The 17568-nt window shown below is 45.4% G+C and carries 15 protein-coding genes, 1 tRNA gene and 14 pseudogenes; 19 read left to right on the top strand and 11 right to left on the bottom strand.

From position 1 onward, the window contains the following. Positions 1-31: 31 nt before the first annotated feature. Positions 32-289, bottom strand: a pseudogene (locus ACQGXV_RS01030) (ExeA family protein); the annotation flags it as partial. A gap of 73 nt (positions 290-362) precedes the next feature. On the opposite strand from ACQGXV_RS01030, the pseudogene ACQGXV_RS01025 reads away from it, so the two are divergent. Continuing rightward, positions 363-742 (top strand): annotated as a pseudogene (locus tag ACQGXV_RS01025) (transposase); the annotation flags it as partial. A 244-nt stretch (positions 743-986) separates the two neighbouring features. Here ACQGXV_RS01025 and ACQGXV_RS01020 read toward each other — a convergent pair. Together ACQGXV_RS01020 and ACQGXV_RS01015 are read right to left on the bottom strand one after the other, a co-directional pair. Continuing rightward, positions 987-1160 (bottom strand): annotated as a pseudogene (locus ACQGXV_RS01020) (Tn3 family transposase); the annotation flags it as partial. A 329-nt stretch (positions 1161-1489) separates the two neighbouring features. Continuing rightward, positions 1490-1951: pseudogene (locus ACQGXV_RS01015) on the bottom strand (transposase); the annotation flags it as partial. Positions 1952-2057: 106 nt separating this feature from the next. Between ACQGXV_RS01015 and ACQGXV_RS01010 the strand changes: the two are divergent. Together ACQGXV_RS01010 and ACQGXV_RS01005 are read left to right on the top strand one after the other, a co-directional pair. Continuing rightward, a complete protein-coding gene (locus tag ACQGXV_RS01010) occupies positions 2058-2423 on the top strand; it encodes an IS630 transposase-related protein (RefSeq protein ID WP_440862584.1) in 366 nt (121 codons plus the stop codon). Further along, positions 2347-2880 carry an IS630 family transposase gene (locus ACQGXV_RS01005; protein ID WP_440862666.1) on the top strand — a complete coding sequence of 178 codons (534 nt, stop codon included), beginning with the start codon at positions 2347-2349 and terminating at the stop codon, positions 2878-2880. Before ACQGXV_RS01010 ends, ACQGXV_RS01005 begins: the two co-directional genes overlap by 77 nt. Positions 2881-2899: 19 nt before the next feature. Here ACQGXV_RS01005 and ACQGXV_RS01000 read toward each other — a convergent pair whose 3' ends face one another. Then, complete coding sequence (locus tag ACQGXV_RS01000; protein ID WP_440862610.1) at positions 2900-3004, bottom strand: helix-turn-helix domain-containing protein; 105 nt, start codon at positions 3002-3004, stop codon at positions 2900-2902. A 156-nt stretch (positions 3005-3160) separates the two neighbouring features. Between ACQGXV_RS01000 and ACQGXV_RS00995 the strand changes: the two are divergent. Next, positions 3161-3430: pseudogene (locus ACQGXV_RS00995) on the top strand (hypothetical protein); the annotation flags it as partial. Here the strand turns inward: ACQGXV_RS00995 and ACQGXV_RS00990 are convergent. Continuing rightward, positions 3416-4390, bottom strand: coding sequence for an IS30 family transposase (locus tag ACQGXV_RS00990; protein WP_440862609.1), 975 nt, complete (start codon positions 4388-4390; stop codon positions 3416-3418). The pseudogene ACQGXV_RS00995 and the gene ACQGXV_RS00990 overlap by 15 nt on opposite strands. Positions 4391-4557: 167 nt before the next feature. On the opposite strand from ACQGXV_RS00990, the pseudogene ACQGXV_RS00985 reads away from it, so the two are divergent. The 4 pseudogenes from ACQGXV_RS00985 to ACQGXV_RS00970 form a co-directional block, all read left to right on the top strand. Then, positions 4558-4851: pseudogene (locus ACQGXV_RS00985) on the top strand (integrase core domain-containing protein); the annotation flags it as partial. Further along, positions 4835-5019, top strand: a pseudogene (locus ACQGXV_RS00980) (transposase); the annotation flags it as partial. The pseudogenes ACQGXV_RS00985 and ACQGXV_RS00980, both read left to right, overlap by 17 nt. A gap of 28 nt (positions 5020-5047) precedes the next feature. Then, a pseudogene (locus ACQGXV_RS00975) lies at positions 5048-5143 on the top strand (helix-turn-helix domain-containing protein); the annotation flags it as partial. A gap of 89 nt (positions 5144-5232) precedes the next feature. Next, positions 5233-5646 (top strand): annotated as a pseudogene (locus ACQGXV_RS00970) (Tn3 family transposase); the annotation flags it as partial. A gap of 987 nt (positions 5647-6633) precedes the next feature. Here the strand turns inward: ACQGXV_RS00970 and ACQGXV_RS00965 are convergent. Both ACQGXV_RS00965 and ACQGXV_RS00960 read right to left on the bottom strand, forming a co-directional pair. Further along, the gene (locus ACQGXV_RS00965; RefSeq protein ID WP_440862661.1) at positions 6634-6762 is read right to left on the bottom strand and encodes a hypothetical protein; all 129 of its coding nucleotides are present in this window, start codon (positions 6760-6762) and stop codon (positions 6634-6636) included. An 11-nt stretch (positions 6763-6773) separates the two neighbouring features. Then, positions 6774-7540: pseudogene (locus ACQGXV_RS00960) on the bottom strand (IS5 family transposase); the annotation flags it as partial. Between the two features lie 475 nt (positions 7541-8015). Between ACQGXV_RS00960 and ACQGXV_RS00955 the strand changes: the two are divergent. Both ACQGXV_RS00955 and ACQGXV_RS00950 read left to right on the top strand, forming a co-directional pair. Next, positions 8016-8732: an expansin EXLX1 family cellulose-binding protein gene (locus ACQGXV_RS00955; protein ID WP_440862660.1), complete on the top strand. Its 717-nt coding sequence runs from the start codon at positions 8016-8018 to the stop codon at positions 8730-8732. 74 nt (positions 8733-8806) lie between these two features. Further along, positions 8807-9724 (top strand): glycoside hydrolase family 5 protein, encoded by a 918-nt coding sequence (locus ACQGXV_RS00950; RefSeq protein ID WP_440862659.1) that lies wholly within the window; start codon positions 8807-8809, stop codon positions 9722-9724. A gap of 60 nt (positions 9725-9784) precedes the next feature. Here the strand turns inward: ACQGXV_RS00950 and ACQGXV_RS00945 are convergent. Next, positions 9785-9997, bottom strand: a pseudogene (locus tag ACQGXV_RS00945) (transposase); the annotation flags it as partial. Between the two features lie 93 nt (positions 9998-10090). Here ACQGXV_RS00945 and ACQGXV_RS00940 point away from each other — a divergent pair. Further along, entirely contained in the window at positions 10091-11065 is a 975-nt protein-coding gene (locus ACQGXV_RS00940; RefSeq protein WP_440862658.1) for an IS30 family transposase, read from the top strand. A gap of 4 nt (positions 11066-11069) precedes the next feature. On the opposite strand, the gene ACQGXV_RS00935 is transcribed toward ACQGXV_RS00940, so the two are convergent. Then, positions 11070-11492 (bottom strand): transposase, encoded by a 423-nt coding sequence (locus ACQGXV_RS00935; protein ID WP_440862657.1) that lies wholly within the window; start codon positions 11490-11492, stop codon positions 11070-11072. A gap of 292 nt (positions 11493-11784) precedes the next feature. Between ACQGXV_RS00935 and ACQGXV_RS00930 the strand changes: the two are divergent. Then, a pseudogene (locus ACQGXV_RS00930) lies at positions 11785-11952 on the top strand (IS5/IS1182 family transposase); the annotation flags it as partial. A 95-nt stretch (positions 11953-12047) separates the two neighbouring features. Here ACQGXV_RS00930 and ACQGXV_RS00925 read toward each other — a convergent pair. Further along, positions 12048-13239 (bottom strand): annotated as a pseudogene (locus tag ACQGXV_RS00925) (IS256 family transposase). Between the two features lie 173 nt (positions 13240-13412). Between ACQGXV_RS00925 and ACQGXV_RS00920 the strand changes: the two are divergent. The 7 genes and pseudogenes from ACQGXV_RS00920 to ACQGXV_RS00890 form a co-directional block, all read left to right on the top strand. Beyond that, a complete protein-coding gene (locus ACQGXV_RS00920; protein WP_440862584.1) occupies positions 13413-13778 on the top strand; it encodes an IS630 transposase-related protein in 366 nt (121 codons plus the stop codon). Continuing rightward, positions 13702-14235 (top strand): IS630 family transposase, encoded by a 534-nt coding sequence (locus ACQGXV_RS00915; protein ID WP_440862665.1) that lies wholly within the window; start codon positions 13702-13704, stop codon positions 14233-14235. Before ACQGXV_RS00920 ends, ACQGXV_RS00915 begins: the two co-directional genes overlap by 77 nt. Before the next feature lie 197 nt (positions 14236-14432). Continuing rightward, positions 14433-14765 (top strand): coiled-coil domain-containing protein, encoded by a 333-nt coding sequence (locus ACQGXV_RS00910; RefSeq protein ID WP_440862656.1) that lies wholly within the window; start codon positions 14433-14435, stop codon positions 14763-14765. A 16-nt stretch (positions 14766-14781) separates the two neighbouring features. Continuing rightward, positions 14782-14857: transfer RNA gene (locus ACQGXV_RS00905), tRNA-Gly, on the top strand. A gap of 357 nt (positions 14858-15214) precedes the next feature. Continuing rightward, entirely contained in the window at positions 15215-15685 is a 471-nt protein-coding gene (locus ACQGXV_RS00900; RefSeq protein ID WP_440862655.1) for an IS630 transposase-related protein, read from the top strand. Further along, the gene (locus tag ACQGXV_RS00895; protein WP_440862664.1) at positions 15598-16038 is read left to right on the top strand and encodes an IS630 family transposase; all 441 of its coding nucleotides are present in this window, start codon (positions 15598-15600) and stop codon (positions 16036-16038) included. Before ACQGXV_RS00900 ends, ACQGXV_RS00895 begins: the two co-directional genes overlap by 88 nt. Positions 16039-16050: 12 nt before the next feature. Then, positions 16051-16494 (top strand): annotated as a pseudogene (locus tag ACQGXV_RS00890) (transposase); the annotation flags it as partial. Here ACQGXV_RS00890 and ACQGXV_RS00885 read toward each other — a convergent pair. Continuing rightward, positions 16462-16830, bottom strand: coding sequence for a helix-turn-helix domain-containing protein (locus ACQGXV_RS00885; RefSeq protein WP_440862654.1), 369 nt, complete (start codon positions 16828-16830; stop codon positions 16462-16464). The pseudogene ACQGXV_RS00890 and the gene ACQGXV_RS00885 overlap by 33 nt on opposite strands. Positions 16831-17568 lie beyond the last annotated feature (738 nt).

Raw genomic sequence — 17568 nt, 5'->3', positions numbered from 1 at the left:
CCGGGCTCACAATAACTGCAAATCAACATCATCATATCGGCAGACCGACTGCCAGCATTCTTTCGCGTAGCTCGGCTGTGCGGGCAGGGTCTAACTGATTGTTAAATAATGCCCTGATTTCAGCAGGTTTTGCATCGAACTGCTCTACCATGTCCTTCAGCCGGTAACCATGCCGCGTGAGCGTCGGTTCCAGGTCATCCAGCTGGCGTGACAGCACGGATTCAACCAGGGTGGCGGTAATCGGTTTTTCACCTGTCTGGTATCCTGCTTCCATCGCCAGCGTCAGGTGTGTAGTGGCATACTGAATTTGGCAACCTAAGTAGAGGTGATATGCTTACCTCATGATTTTTATAGGTGCCAAAATGAGTAAAATAATTACTGCTGAATTTAAATGTGAAACCGCCAAATTAGTCCTTGACCAAAATTATACCTACCAGGAAGCCGCGAAAGCCATGAACGTCAGTCTTTCAGCGATTAGCCGGTGGGTAAGAGCCCTTCGTTTAGAACGTCAAGGGAAAACATCGCCTGGTCTGCCATTAACACCTGAACAAATTGAGTTCAGAGAAATGAAGAAAAAAATCCACCGACTGGAAATGGAGAATGCCATCTTAAAAAAGGCTACTGCGCTCTTAATGTCCGACTCACTGAAAAATTCTCGGTAGTTGAAAAGCTAAGAGCGCTTTATCCAGTGAAATCGTTGTGTCGTATTTTTAATGTTCACCGAAGCAGTTATCGCTATTGGGGGTTCTAAGCCGGAAACGCCGAAATTTCCGTTACCCCAGCTTCAGCCCGGCAACCAGCGTATCCAGGTCGGCTTTGTTGAATAATTTAACCGTTTGATTTACATCTTCTTTAGTTAGAATGCATGTACAGAGAATGTATTTTGTTAGAACGACAAATCAAATAGTTAGCACAATAAAAAGCATTCCGAGAGGAAAAATTAGTCGTTGAAATTTTATAATGCTTATATAAATCAGTATCTTAAATTATTCAACAAAGCCATCCAGGTCAATAATCTCATCGCTTCTCTGGAAGGTATAATGTCCGTTCAGCAAAATGTGTTGCCAGGCCACCGGTGATACCCGGGTCAGAGCCTCAATGCTCCTGGCATTACCTTCCGCTTCCAGCCGCTCCAGCAATCGCGACAGGATCGGTGAGTGTCAAGGTAGTTGTCGCCTCCGTTAACTCATGCAGCGGGAGTTCCCCGCTCAGGATTTAGCCATACTTCGTCCTGCCGACTCCAATTCCGTGTTTGACTTGACCAACGATGCGGATTTCGCATTTTGGCTGCCTCATACAGGCTTTGTTGAATAATTTAACATGCTGATTTACATAATTATTATAACACTTCAACAACTAAGTTTTCCAGCCGTAATGCTTTTTATTGTGCTAACTACTTGATTTGTCGTTCTAACAAAATACAGTCTCTGTACATGCATTCTACCTAAAGAAGATGTAAATCAAACGGTTAAATTATTCAACAAAGCCCCTCATACACCGATTTACGCTGCGTCAGCAGCAGGCGGTCTTCGCCCCTGTGGCGCTGACCTGGCGTCACATACCGAATGGCGCTATGGAGATGCTCTTCGTTGTACCAGGCGACGAAGCTTTCCACCCAGGTTCGAGCCTCTTCCAGCGTAGCGAAGCCTTTTTCCGGCCACGCTGGTGCATATTTCAGCGTTTTGAAAAACGATTCAACATACGCGTTATCATTGCTCACGCGAGGCCGACTGTGCGATGGCGTTATCTTCAGTTCCGCAAGCTTTACCTGTAGCACCTGGGATTTCATCGGCGCACCGTTATCCGCATGCAGCACTAGCGGCTGCTGCCAGCAGCGCTCACTCAGCACCGTGCGCCCCAGCAATTCTGCTGCATTTTCTCCGCTTTCAACGGCATACACTTCGTAACCGACGATTTTTCGGCTGAACACATCTTCTATCAGATACAAGTATAGCTAAACGACTTAATTTTGATTACATTATTTAAATGAGCTATTCAATTGATTTTAGACGTAAAGTGATATAGCTAAACGACTTAATTTTGATTACATTATTTAAATGAGCTATTCAATTGATTTTAGACGTAAAGTGATATCTACACGGAAAAACGAAGGGTTGAGTATCCGAGAAACAGCGAAGCAATTTCGGATTGGCCCTGCCTCTGTATCGCGTTGGATTAATCAAATAGAGTCAAAAGCATCGACCACGCGTCAGCGAAAGATCGATAAATCCGAGTTGATAAAAGATGTTGAACAATATCCAGATGCTTACCAAAAAGAACGTGCAGAGCGTTTTGGCGTTTGTCAGAAGGCCATTTGGCAAGCGCTTAAAAAGCTGGGATTGACCTATAAAAAAAACTCTACGTCATCCGAAAGCCGACGAAAACGCCCGGCAGGGATTTCAACAAAAAAAACAACAGTATGAAAAAGAAGGTAAACCTATTGTTTTTATTGATGAAAGTGGTTTTTCACACGATGCCCCACGGACTCACGGCTATTCCCCAAAAGGTCAACGGTGTTTTGGCCTGAAGAACTGGGGAGCTAGGGGAAGAACAAATGTTATCGGCGCTTTATTAGGCACAACGCTGTTTGCTATCGGATTATTTGATATCAATATTAACAGCGATGTTTTCTATGCCTGGGTCACACAAGTCCTTATCCCAGTACTCCCTAAAAACAGTGTAATCATGATGGAGAATGCCACTTTTCACAAAAAACATAATATTCAACAATTCATCATCGATGCAGGGTATATGGTGGAGTATTTGCCTACATATTCGCCAGATCTTAACCCAATTGAGCATAAATGGGCACAAGCAAAAAGCAAAAAAAGAGAGATGGGTTGCGATACAGAGAGTTTGTTCTCAGTCCATATGGTGTAATCAAAATTAAGTCGCTTGGCTATATTTGATTAATCCAACGCGATACAGAGGCAGGGCCAATCCGAAATTGCTTCGCTGTTTCTCGGATACTCAACCCTTCGTTTTTCCGTGTAGATATAGCCAAGCGACATTATTTTGATAACAGCCAGCTATGCTTCTTTGCCGCATATCAGGGCATAGGATGTAATCATTTTTAAGTCGGTTGGCTATATCACTTTACGTCTAAAATCAATTGAATAGCTCATTTAAATAATGTAATCAAAATTAAGTCGTTTAGCTATACCATGAACGTAACCATGCGGTGGCGAATCAGCGTCTGAGCGGGAGTAATGATATGTGGAAAAAGAAAGTGGGTTATCACCGGCGTTCAGTGGCAGAAACAGCGATGTTCCGCATAAAAACTTTGCTGGGTGGCCATCTGAGCCTGCGTGACTATGAGGCTCAAGTAGGTGAAGCCATAGCGATGGTCAAAGCGCTGAACCGTATGACGTTGTTGGCCCCATTCCCACTCGAAACGCAACAAAACGGTAGAGGCTTATGCCACCAGTAAGTGCGTTAAAAATACCTCATTGGGGGAACGATAGCCCAGCGATTTTCTGCCCCTTGTATTGAGTATGTGTTCGAGTTCGGCAATCTTACGATGACTGACCTGACTGAAGTCTGTTCCCTTTGGGTAAAAACGTCGTATCAGCCCGTTGGTGTGCTCATTCAAGCCCCTCTCCCAGGAATGATAAGGATGGGCAAAGTAGACCTGCGCCCCTGTGATTTGAGTCATTTGCTCGTGCAGAGCGAATTCAGGGCCGTTATCAGCTGTTAGGGTCTTAAACTTGCAAAAGGTATTAGCTTCAATGTCCCTGAAAGCAGCAACCACAGTCTCCGCACGCTTATTAGGCAGTTTGCGAATGATGACGGTTTTCAATGCGTTATCTACGATGGTTAACAAGAATGACTTCTGGTCTTTGCCAAAAATAGTGTCAATTTCGAAGTGGCCAGGCTCCTGTTTAAGCTCGGCTTGAGCTGGGCGATACTCAATACCAACACGGTTGGGAATAGGGCCTGATTTGAGGTTTTCGGCATTGTACCTGTAACGTTTTCCCCGATGAGGAAGTTGCTGATATAGCTCCCCGCCAGCCTGTCTCTCCTGCAGGATATAGCGATATAGCGTATTCTTGCTGACAGGTATACCGAATTCCAGGTGCAAACGGCCACTGATGATTTCAGGTGAAGAGTGAGTGGAAAGCGCCTGCCTGATGAAGTTCTGAATGTGTGGCTCCAACGGGTAAAAAGCATTGTTTGGCAAAGGCTTATGACGGCGTCCCCGGGCCAGAGTGTCCGCCCTTCTACAGCAGTAGACACCATTGAAAGTAGGGTCGGTATTGCGTCTGAGTTCCCTGCTGATGGTCGAGCGAGGCAGAGCAAGCTCTCTGGCGATGGTAGCTTGGTTGACACCTTCACCACGCCGCTTTTCGATGTAGAACCGTTCTTTGTGAGTCAGATGTTTTCCCTGCATGCAACAGGCTCTCAAGTATGGCCAGAACGGTGATTTTATCCGACTCTGGCAAGTGGGTCACTTTGTTGCGTTTCGAGTGGGAATGGGCCTTGGGTATGCCACACAGCGTCAGGATAGGATAACAGGTGTAGCAGAGGGAGGCTAATTCTGATTTATTCAACAAAGCCTATAGGCAGGCATTGTGGCGTTATCAGATGACCCAAAGTATGAGTCGCAGAGGAAATTGTTGGGATAATAGTCCGATGGAGCGATTCTTCCGTAGTCTGAAGACTGAATGGGTGCCAACGACTGGCTACCAAAGCTTTAGTACTGCTCAATCATCCATTATTCGCTACATAACCCATTATTATAGCGATGTCAGACCTCACTGGTATAACGGTGGGTTAACACCAAATGAATCAGAACGGCTGTTCCATCAACAGCCAAATTTAGTTGACCACTACAGAGAGGGGCTTGAATGAGCACACCAACGGGCTGATACGACGTTTTACCCAAAGGGAACAGACTTCAGTCAGGTCAGTCATCGTAAGATTGCCGAACTCGAACACATACTCAATACAAGGGGCAGAAAATCGCTGGGCTATCGTTCCCCCAATGAGGTATTTTTAACGCACTTACTGGTGGCATAAGCCTCTACCGTTTTGTTGCGTTTCGAGTGGGAATGGGGCTACAGGTGCAACGGAAATTGCTCGCCAGCTTAGTATTGCCCGTTCCACGGTTTATAAAATACTTGCAGACGAAAAGATCTCGTAATACATCCTGTTTTAATAGATCAAGAATATGATAATTATAGCTTTTTATACGCCACGTGGCACTTTTCGAGGAAATGTGCACAAAACCCCGAGTTGGGGCGTATCGAGCGCACACTGTTCATTCTGGAGTGGCTGCAAAGTGTTGAGCTCCGCCGGCGCGTACATTCTGGACTAAATAAGGGGGAGGCTCGTAACGCCTTGGCTCGTGCAGTGTTTTTCAATCGATTAGGGGAGATCCGTGACCGCAGTTTTGAGCAACAGCGTTACCGGGCAAGTGGTCTTAACCTGGTGACTGCCGCCATCGTGCTATGGAATACCGTCTATCTGGAAAGGGTGACTAATGGATTACGAGCCAAGGGGCATGCCGTCGATGATGCGTTATTACAATATCTGTCGCCGCTAGGCTGGGAGCACATTAACCTCACAGGGGATTACCTGTGGCGCAATAGTGTCAAGATCGGTGCAGGTAAGTTCAGGCCGCTACGACCACTACAACTTGCTTAGCGTGCTTTATAGCCAACCGACTTAAAAATGATTACATCCTATGCCCTGATATGCGGCAAAGAAGAATAGCTGGCTGTTATCAAAATAATGTCGCTTGGCTATAATTTCCGTTTTCTGGGGCGACCCCTAAATAATCGACAACACAACTTATGCCAACTTCATCTCACTAATGCGACAGAGCCAACCAAAGTCCTGTAGTATCTCAACAAGCGAGTGGGAATGGGGCAAAGCGCTGAACCGGATGACGCTGTTGGGTATGCCGGCCAGCATCCGGATTGCATAACAGGTGGGCTTTGTTGAATAAATAGATATTATGCTGCACAGCCATAAAGACTGCGGATTCCCTTGACGAAAAATCAGTATGTTACATCCAGAGCGTGGTGATGCATCCCGGAGAGATCAGCATTTTAATCCAAAATAGACGTGCCATAACAGAATTATTCCCTACTATTCAACAAAGCCAAAACAAAGCCCATGTATTTTGCATGCAGCCTCATTGTCATAAAAAAATAATTTTATCAGCATCTTAAATGGATTTATCCAGTATTCGGATTATTCTGTATTCAAATGAGCTATATTTGATATATGTTTATATCTAACAGTATCGGATGCACCATTAATGTATATTTCGCATTCATTCGGTGCACGTTAACTGTTAATACACACTCACTTTTTGAGTGATCTATATAAAGATAATAAGGATATCAAATTATGAATTTGAAAAAATTACTTTTTTCTTCCGTGTGTGCACTTGCAATTATTATGTCATCATCCGTAGCTGTAGTTGCAACAGCTCATGAAGTTCCCGGAGGAGGTAATCCTATAGGTAATAAATAATCCTTTATATATTATATTGTTAATAAATAAATGCATAATAAATAGCTGTTCAGAATAGTAGATCATTTGATAACTATAGGTTATTATTTTTCTACTAATCACTATCACTCCTGAGCTTTGATATAAAAAGCTTTTTGGGCTGCAAGCTGATTATCCCTTATACCACAAGGCTTGTACGGTGTAGAACCGTTCTTTATGAGTCAGATGTTTCCCTGCATGCAACAGGCTCTCCAGTATGGCCAGAACGGTGATTTTATCCGACTCTAGCAAGTGGGTCACTTTGTTGCGTTTCGAGTGGGAATGGGGCGTCTATATTCCTTTAAACGGCCAAAACATCTTTCTACAACGTTGCGACGGCGATAAGCATCACTATAAAGTTGTGAGCGTCCATCTGAAGCCAGTTTTTCATTTGATTTTCGGGGAATAACCGCTCTTATCCCTTTTCTTTTCAACTCGTTACGGAGTGCATTGCCAGAGTAGGCTTTGTCAGCCAGTACCGCATGACCACGACGCTTCATGCTACCGTTCTGCCGTTGCACGCCAATGCCGTCCAGGAGTCGTAACGCGAACAGGCTTTCGTGAGCCTGCCCAGCACTCAGTACGATATTTAGCGGGATGCCGCTTCCGTCAGTCGCCATGTGGATTTTGGTGCCATAACCACCTCGTGAGCGACCCAGGCTGTTATCGTTGGTAATATCGGGATGTTTTTTTGAGCGCCAGCCGCACATTTGAGCGCACGGATATTGCTGCCATCCAGCGCAGTGGCTGACCAGTCAACAAGTCCATGAGCATCAAGAAATGAAAGTAACTTATTAAAAATAATGTTAATAACTCCAGACTTTGACCATCTATTGAAACGGTTATAAACGGTTTTCCATGGGCCGTAACGTTCAGGTAAATCACGCCATGGGGCACCTGAACACAGTATCCAGAACATGCCGTTGAGGATTTTGCGATGTTCTGCCCATGGCCGGCCTGCCTGCGGAGATGTCAAAACGGTTTGTAACAAGGGCTCAATGATTGCCCATGCTTCATCAGAAAGATCGTAGCGAGCCATAATCCAAAGTGTCTTAGAAACGGATGGATACTATAGCCAACCGACTTAAAAATGATTACATCCTATGCCCTGATATGCGGCAAAGAAGCATAGCTGGCTGTTATCAAAATAATGTCGCTTGGCTATATAGCTCAAGCAATTAAGGGACACAGCCTAGATCATGTGGATAATTTGGAGTCTTACTCTAACCTCCCTGACCGTGCAAAAATAAATTAAATGAGTTATTGCAGGCGATAAATTCAGGTCATCTGCAATACAGTGCTCCAGAATTGCTTCATTACACGAAACTGGTTATGGAAAATGATGAATAAGGCAAACCTGATGCGGAGATTACCCTATCTTGATGCTCAAAATATCTCAACGCGGGCATCTGCTTACAACCATGCTTTCCCGTCGCTAAATCTCAAAATTTTCAATAGCAGCCCTGACTTTTTCAGTCACGTTTATCATAAGGAACAATATGTCTTTTAGATTATTGACAAAAATTACCCCAATCTGCGCTGTTTTAACTTTCGGTTTGACTCTGAGCAGTACGTCAGCACAAGCCGCTGATGCTATCTGGCCAAAAAACAAAGTATGCAGGGGATATGTGACTGAAACAGGATCGGGTTACTCAGGTGGAGCTTTACTGTTGGATCCCATTCCGGCAGGTATGGATATAGCGGCCCTTAATCCTTACCAGCTCAATTTTGGAGGCGTACGCGCATCACTCGCCGGAGCCTGGCTGCAGGTAACCGGACCAGCCGGAAGCGTAAAGGTATATGTTACGGATCTGTATCCTGAAGGAAAAAACTGCGCACTGGACCTGTCGCCTGGAGCCTTTAAAAAAATAAGCGGAACTCCCCCCGGCAGGGTAGATAACATACACTGGAAAGTGATCCCTGGCCCTTATAAGGAACCTGTCCTGTACAGGATAAAAGAAGGCTCCACTATTTATTGGGCAGCAATTCAGGTTCGCAGAACACGATATCCTGTTATGAGTATGGAGTATTATGAGTCGGGACATTGGAATCGGGCGAATAAAACAGATTATAACCATTTTATTCTGAATAAAGCTGGGACGGGAAAAATAAAAATACGTTACCTTGACATTTATGGCCATCAACTTAATGATTATATTCCTGATGGTGTCTTAAATAAAGAGTCATCAAAAGTGAAAGTTATTCCAGGGCGTGTGCAGTTTCCATTTTAATTTATGTTATTTAACACAACATCCATAATACAGGACATGACACTATGTACTCATGCATAAATTTATTGAGAAAAATGGCTTTAACCGCCGTTATCTGTAGCAGCATGCCAGCCATGGCAGTTCCTCCTGTTCAGGTTCAAGGAAATAAAATACTTTATGGAAACAGGCAGGTTAGCCTTTGTGGTAACAGTCTATTTTGGAGCAACAGTGGATGGGGTGGGGAGAAATTCTATAATGCAGCGAGTATTGCAGATCTGAAAAATAACTGGCATGCCGGAATTGTTCGTGCGGCTATGGGGGTGGAAGATGGCGGTGGATACCTTAGCGACCCGCAGGGAAATATCAAGCGTGTGGATAGCGTTATCGATGCCGCAATAAAAGCAAACATGTATGTAATAGTTGACTGGCACAGTAGTCATGCGGAATCCCACCAAAAGGAAGCTGTATCGTTTTTTCAAAGATTGGCTACGAAATACGGGAAATATCCTAACGTCATCTATGAGATTTATAATGAACCACTTGCTGTGTCATGGAAAGAAACCATCAGACCTTACGCGAACTCGGTTATTTCGGCAATTAGGAAAAAGGATCCGGATAATCTCATTATTGTCGGAGTGCCTAACTGGTCTCAGGACGTGGATGTTGCCGCTCAGGCCCCTTTAAGCGGAATAAATATCGCCTACACATTTCATTTTTACGCAGGCACGCATGGACAGCCCTTCAGGGACAAGCTGTTGGCCGCATTACAGCATAGATTACCGGTGTTCGTGACGGAATGGGGAACGGTAAATGCAGATGGTAACGGCTCAGTAAATATACAAGAAACGGCAACATGGATAAGATTTCTTAATGCACATAATATCAGCTACGTGAACTGGGCTTATAACGATAAGGCAGAAGGGGCATCCACATTTTTACCGGGAACACGTAAGCTGAGCAACTCAGGTAAAACAGTACTTAGTATTGACAGAGAATGCCCTGGTAAGCTGTGATGCAGAGAAGAGCATGGCACTGTGAGTCTGTAAAGAATTTCGTGTAAATGGCTCCATCGCTTAACCGGAAATCCGATCTCCATACATCAACATGAATTGGCTCATAGCCGGTTTCCAGTCTCTGATTGGTAGGGTCCATTTAGCCGAGATATTATGCAAGGCTAGATAGAATAATTTTAGCACCGAGTCATCCGTTGGAAATATTCGTCGCGTTTTCGTTATCTTGCGCAATGAAGCATTTAACGACTCTATCGCGTTGGTGGTGTAGATAACCGGTGCCCCATTCCCAGTCGAAATGCAACAAAGTGACCCACTGGCCAGACCCGGATAAAATCACCGTTCTGGCCCTACTGGAGATCCCGTTGCATGCAGGGAAAACATCTGACTCACAAAGAGCGGTTCTACATCGAAAAACGGCGTGGTGATGGGGTTAACCAGGCCACCATCGCCCGGGAACTGGAGCTTCCTCGTTCTACCATCAGCAGGGAGCTCAGACGCAATACCGACGCCGCTTTCAACGGGGTCTATTCCTGCAGAAGGGCCGAAACGTTGGCCAGAGGGCGGCGGCAGAAAACAGGGCCGGACAGCGTGATTAACCAGCTTGAACCGCACATTCAGGACTTTATCAGAACGGCGCTGTCTACCCACACCTCACCTGAGGTCATCAGTGGGCGCCTGGTCCTGGAATTTGGCCTGTCCGTCAGCAAGAACTCGCTCTATCGCTATATCCAGCAGGAGCGCCGGGCCGGCGGTGAGCTGTATCAGCAGCTCCCTCATCGGGGTAAACGGTATAACTATCAGACCGATGAGAACAAACGCGGTCCTATTCCCAACCGTGTTGGCATTGAGCAGCGGCCGGCCGTTGCTGACCTCAAGCAGGAACCCGGGCATTTCGAGATTGACACCATCTTTGGCAAAGATCAGAAATCATTCCTGCTGACGGTAGTCGATAAAGCCGTCAAGCTGGTCATCATTCGCAAAGTGCCCAACAAGCGAGCAGAGACAGTGGTAGCGGCCTTCAGGGACATCGTTGCCAATACCTTCTGCGAGTTTAAAACCCTGACTGTTGACAACGGTTCTGAATTTTCCCAGCACGGGGAAATTACAAAAGTCACGGGGGCACCGGTCTACTTTGCCCGGCCATATCATTCCTGGGAACGCGGGTTGAATGAGCATACCAACGGGCTGATACGGCGTTTTTACCCGAAGGGAACGGACTTCAATTATGTCACCCATCGCAAGGTTGCAGCACTCGAACACCTGCTCAATACGCGAGGCCGAAAATCGCTGGGTTATCGTTCTCCAAATGAGGTATTTTTAACGCACTTACAGGCGGCATAATGCCCTACCGTTTTGTTGCGTTTCGACTGGGAATGGGGCCCCCGCCAGCCTGTCTCTCCTGCAGGATATAGCGATATAGCGTATTCTTGCTGACAGATATACCAAATTCCAGGTGCAAACGGCCACTGATAATTTCAGGTGAAGAGTGAGTGGAAAGCGCCTGCCTGATGAAGTTCTGAATGTGTGGCTCAAACTGGTAAAAAGCATTGTTTGGCAGAGGCTTATGACGGCGTTCCCGAGCCAGAGTGTCCGCCCTTCTACAGCAGTAGACACCATTGAAAGTAGGGTCGGTATTGCGTCTGAGTTCCCTGCTGATGGTCGAGCGAGGCAGAGCAAGCTCTCTGGCGATGGTAGCTTGGTTGACACCTTCACCACGCCGCTTTTCGATGTAGAACCGTTCTTTCTGAGTCAGATGTTTTCCCTGCATGTAACAGGCTCTCCAGTATGGCCAGAACGGTGATTTTATCCGACTCTGGCAAGTGGGTCACTTTGTTGCGTTTCGAGTGGGAATGGGGCGTTCGCGTACCGGATACAACCAACCGGTGAGCCTTTAAGCTCCACCGTCCAGCCAACCATTGAGATGAGGCTAGACTGCGACATATAAAAACACGCTCGCGGCATGTCATTTTGTCGCGGTTGTATCCGTCAGGACGCGAATCCAGGCACCTGAATTTGCAGATGCAGACTGACTATAGCGCATGGATTCTTCTTGCGTCAATAACCGCCGTTCAGTGGCAGAAACAGCGATGTTCCGCATCAAAACTCTGCTGGGTGGCCACCTGAGCCTGCGGGACTATCAGGCTCAGGTGGGAGAGGTGATGGCAATGAGTAAGGGGCTGAACCGCATGACGCAGTTAGGAATGCCGGACAGCGTCCGGATTGCATAACGGCAGCCCCGGCTGGAAGCATCCTGTCCGCGCTAACTCTGATTTATTCAACAAAGCCAATAGCCTGACAAAAAATGCAAGTCTCTATTCAGCAACTAGTTTACCGAGTCATCCGTTGGAAATATTCGTCGCGTTTTCGTTATCTTGCGCAATGAAGCATTTAACGACTCTATCGCGTTGGTGGTGTAGATAACCTTGCGAATCTCCGGCGGAAAATCAAAAATGACGATGAGACGTTCCCAATTATTTCTCCACGATGGGCTGATCGTCGGGAACTGTTCATCCCATTTGGCCGCGAAGGCATCCAGGGCCTCTTCAGCGCCCTCTAGCGTTGCGGAACTATAGATAGTGCGGAGGTCAGCAGCAACGGCTTTACGCTCTTTCCAGCCGACGTAGCGCAGCGAGTTCCGCACCTGATGCACGATGCAGAGCTGTACCCGCGTATGCGGGTAAACAGCTTCAATGGCATCAGGAAAGCCCTTCAGGCCATCGCAGCAGGCGATGAAGATGTCCTGTAGCCCACGATTTTTCAGTTCTGTCATTACAGATAACCAGAACTTGGCCCCCTCGGTTTTGGCTATCCATAGCCCCAGCAGCTCTTTTTCGCCCTGGCCGTTGATGCCTAGAGCCAAGTAAACAGACTTGTTGGTCACGGCTCCGCCGTCCTGGCTTTTGACCACAATACAGTCAAGGTAAACAATGGGATAAAACGCATCCAGCGGCCGTTGCTGCCAGCGCTTAACGTCATCCATCACGGCATTGGTCACTTGAGAAATGAAGCCAGCGGAAACATCGACCCCGTAGACTTCTTTAAAGTGAGCCTGAATATCACGGGTTGATAGCCCTCTGGAATAGAGAGAAATAATGCGGTCATCGAAGCCGTTAAGCTGCTTTTCGTGCTTACCGATCAGTGTCGGCTCGAAGGTACTGTTGCGGTCGCGCGGAATATAGCCAACCGACTTAAAAATGATTACATCCTATGCCCTGATATGCGGCAAAGAAGCATAGCTGGCTGTTATCAAAATAATGTCGCTTGGCTATATCGAGCTCGATCTCCCCATTTTGGCTACGTACGCTCTTGGATGTCTTGCCATTGCGGGAGTTGCCTGAATTATTACCAGCCGGGTCATGCTTAGCATACCCAAGGTGTATTTCCATCTCAGCTTGAAGAACCCGTTCCGCCAGTCTTTTAGTCAGCTGCTTGAGTAGTCCTGATTCACCCAGAAGCTCCTGAGGGGAGTGGCAATCCTGAAGCAGTTGGTCAATAAGTTCGTTGCTGATAGGCATTTTTTGTCCTCTGAAGGTTTTCCTCAAAATGCCATTTACACAGATCTTTTTACACTCTCAGTGGAGCACTATTCCGCACAGCTATTTAGTCGCTTTAACTTGCGCAAAGGCGGCGCGGTGCAAATCGTTGAGGCAGTATAGCTAAAAGACTTAATTTTGATTACATTATTTAAATGAGCTATTCAATTGATTTTAGACGTAAAGTGATATCTACACGGAAAAACGAAGGGTTGAGTATCCGAGAAACAGCGAAGCAATTTCGGATTGGCCCTGCCTCTGTATCGCGTTGGATTAATCAAATAGAGTCAAAAGCATCGACCACGCGTCAGCGAAAGATCGATAAATCCGAGTTGATAAAAGATGTTGAACAATATCCAGATGCTTACCAAAAAGAACGTGCAGAGCGTTTTGGCGTTTGTCAGAAGGCCATTTGGCAAGCGCTTAAAAAGCTGGGATTGACCTATAAAAAAAACTCTACGTCATCCGAAAGCCGACGAAAACGCCCGGCAGGGATTTCAACAAAAAAAACAACAGTATGAAAAAGAAGGTAAACCTATTGTTTTTATTGATGAAAGTGGTTTTTCACACGATGCCCCACGGACTCACGGCTATTCCCCAAAAGGTCAACGGTGTTTTGGCCTGAAGAACTGGGGAGCTAGGGGAAGAACAAATGTTATCGGCGCTTTATTAGGCACAACGCTGTTTGCTATCGGATTATTTGATATCAATATTAACAGCGATGTTTTCTATGCCTGGGTCACACAAGTCCTTATCCCAGTACTCCCTAAAAACAGTGTAATCATGATGGACAATGCCACTTTTCACAAAAAACATAATATTCAACAAGTCATCATCGATGCAGGGTATATGGTGGAGTATTTGCCTACATATTCGCCAGATCTTAACCCAATTGAGCATAAATGGGCACAAGCAAAAAGCAAAAAAAGAGAGATGGGTTGCGATACAGAGAGTTTGTTCTCAGTCCATATGGTGTAATCAAAATTAAGTCGCTTGGCTATAACGCCCGAAAGCATCCTGACGGACGACCATATTTTCAATGACAACGAATTTAGACATAACGATTTCTCCATAATGAAACGGATGTGGTTAAAGGTATTAGCAGACTCACTTGTAAAATTTTGCAGATTGGCGGTCAGATCGCTTACACTTGGCTTAACACAGGAGGAGCCGCTATGGGACAGGTTGCATTTGATACTCAAGAGTTCGTCGAGAAGCTGGAAAACTCTGGTCTTAATAGAGAGCAGGCCAAGGCTATAACCCTTGTTGTGCGTCAGTCCCATGAGGTTGCAGACCTTGCTACCAAGCGTGACCTCGAAGACGTGCGCAAAGATTTAACGGTTCAGATAGCAGATGTCCGCAAGGATATGCAATTAGTCCGTAAAGACTTACAGCTTGAGATGGCGGGTATCCGCTCTGAGCAGAAGTTAATGCGCTGGATGCTGAGCGCTGGAATTTTGGGTATTCTCTCTCTGGTTGTGAAAGCTTTTCTCGTTACGGCCCTTTAATCAATTCTGCCACCTTGGGTCGGTAGCTCAGTGTGGAAGAGCGTACGTGTTCCCCAACCGTAAGGCCGCAGGTTCGAGTCCTGCCCGACCCTTCACTGCCAGCAACTTACCTCCCGTGTCAGGCTGAGCTCACCTGCATTGCCGGTTACCGGTATGCATGCACTCATGCTGCAACCTGATTTAATATATTTTGCTTAACCTCCATAACCAGAGTTAGAAATTGTTGCCTCCTTTCCCTAAGCGCATTTATTTCATCCTTGCAATCATCGCGATTGAGGCGGCATACAATTAACTGGTTTCCTTCTGGAAAGTCTGAGCAATAGCTGACGAAATCAACCCAATTATAGCCAACCGACTTAAAAATGATTACATCCTATGCCCTGATATGCGGCAAAGAAGCATAGCTGGCTGTTATAGCTAAACGACTTAATTTTGATTACATTATTTAAATGAGCTATTCAATTGATTTTAGACGTAAAGTGATATCTACACGGAAAAACGAAGGGTTGAGTATCCGAGAAACAGCGAAGCAATTTCGGATTGGCCCTGCCTCTGTATCGCGTTGGATTAATCAAATAGAGTCAAAAGCATCGACCACGCGTCAGCGAAAGATCGATAAATCCGAGTTGATAAAAGATGTTGAACAATATCCAGATGCTTACAAAAAAGAACGTGCAGAGCGTTTTGGCGTTTGTCAGAAGGCCATTTGGCAAGCGCTTAAAAAGCTGGGATTGACCTATAAAAAAAACTCTACGTCATCCGAAAGCCGACGAAAACGCCCGGCAGGGATTTCAACAAAAAAAAACAACAGTATGAAAAAGAAGGTAAACCTATTGTTTTTATTGATGAAAGTGGTTTTTCACACGATGCCCCACGGACTCACGGCTATTCCCCAAAAGGTCAACGGTGTTTTGGCCTGAAGAACTGGGGAGCTAGGGGAAGAACAAATGTTATCGGCGCTTTATTAGGCACAACGCTGTTTGCTATCGGATTATTTGATATCAATATTAACAGCGATGTTTTCTATGCCTGGGTCACACAAGTCCTTATCCCAGTACTCCCTAAAAACAGTGTAATCATGATGGACAATGCCACTTTTCACAAAAAACATAATATTCAACAAGTCATCATCGATGCAGGGTATATGGTGGAGTATTTGCCTACATATTCGCCAGATCTTAACCCAATTGAGCATAAATGGGCACAAGCAAAAAGCAAAAAAAGAGAGATGGGTTGCGATACAGAGAGTTTGTTCTCAGTCCATATGGTGTAATCAAAATTAAGTCGCTTGGCTATAGTGCTGCATGCGGATAACGGTGCGCCGATGAAATCCCAGGTGCTACAGGTAAAGCTTGCGGAACTGAAGATAACGCCATCGCACAGTCGGCCTCGCGTGAGCAATGATAACGCGTATGTTGAATCGTTTTTCAAAACGCTGAAATATGCACCAGCGTGGCCGGAAAAAGGCTTCGCTACGCTGGAAGAGGCTCGAACCTGGGTGGAAAGCTTCGTCGCCTGGTACAACGAAGAGCATCTCCATAGCGCCATTCGTTATGTGACGCCAGGTCAGCGCCACAGGGGCGAAGACCGCCTGCTGCTGACGCAGCGTAAATCGGTGTATGAGGCAGCCAAAATGCGAAATCCGCATCGTTGGTCAAGTCAAACACGGAATTGGAGTCGGCAGGACGAAGTATGGCTAAATCCTGAGCGGGGAACTCCCGCTGCATGAGTTAACGGAGGCGACAACTACCTTGACACTCACCGATAATATTTTTACCCAGCGACATACCCGTGTTCTATCTAAACCAAAAAGAAGTCCTTGCAAATCATAGGTCGGATAACATTTTAAATACAATAAAATAAAAAGCAGTTTATCTAATGGGGTTGGGATAAATCCTTTCTGCCCTGCACCCATCTGCCGCTCGTGATTTTTTCGATTCTTTTTCCGATAAATCAAATAACAAGCTGAAAATTCAGCGGCTAAATTTTTCAATTCTTCGACTGATAATCCAATGATTGCTTTACATAAACGATTATCTCGTAACAACCGCTCTTTGTTGATCATTTCAAACCTTTATTCTCTAAGTTAAACCTCTTTTTATTCTCAATAGCCTGACAAAAAATGCAAGTCTCTATTCAGCAACTAGTTTAGTGACGCTGGTCAGAAAGAACAAGAAAATAGCAACCGGAAGACCCGTTACCCGGAATAGGGAACGAGAAAAACAGGCTGCTTAAATTAACGGGGTGGCGACTACCTTGATTCTTAACGCTACCTCATTGAAAAATTAGCTCCAATATTTACACATGAATAAAAAGCATTAATATTCATGTAATTAGTACTACTTTCATTTATTATTTTCCCTGGTGTTGCATCTTTAGTTAAAGAATAACTGAACAGTGCTAATTGCTCATAAGTATCACCACTGTATTTAACATGCACAACTGATAAAGTTTACATTGCAAATAAGACTCATTCATGAGATTTTACTCAGTTAAATAAAATTCACCCCGGTAAGGTCTCTAAGGGGGTCTCTAATGAGTAAAACATGTACTTTTTGGTGCCTGCACCGATAATCTCTACGTAGCGTTCGCTCGAACGCGAGAAACCAATCGAGTTACAAGCCAGGATATTGGCTCGACTATGGATTGCCTGATTATCTCGCTCATTATGTTTAGTAAATACTATTTCTATCAATCAGTTATATTTTGTAACTCCTCTGGTATAGCGGCCCCATTCATCACTGGCTAATCATGTTTATGTTGAACGGCATCAACAGCACTAATAACTATCAATATGTATCAT

This window comes from Symbiopectobacterium purcellii, assembly GCF_052050035.1.
Classification (GTDB): domain Bacteria; phylum Pseudomonadota; class Gammaproteobacteria; order Enterobacterales; family Enterobacteriaceae; genus Symbiopectobacterium; species Symbiopectobacterium purcellii_A.
This window is presented reverse-complemented; position numbering and strand designations above follow the sequence as displayed.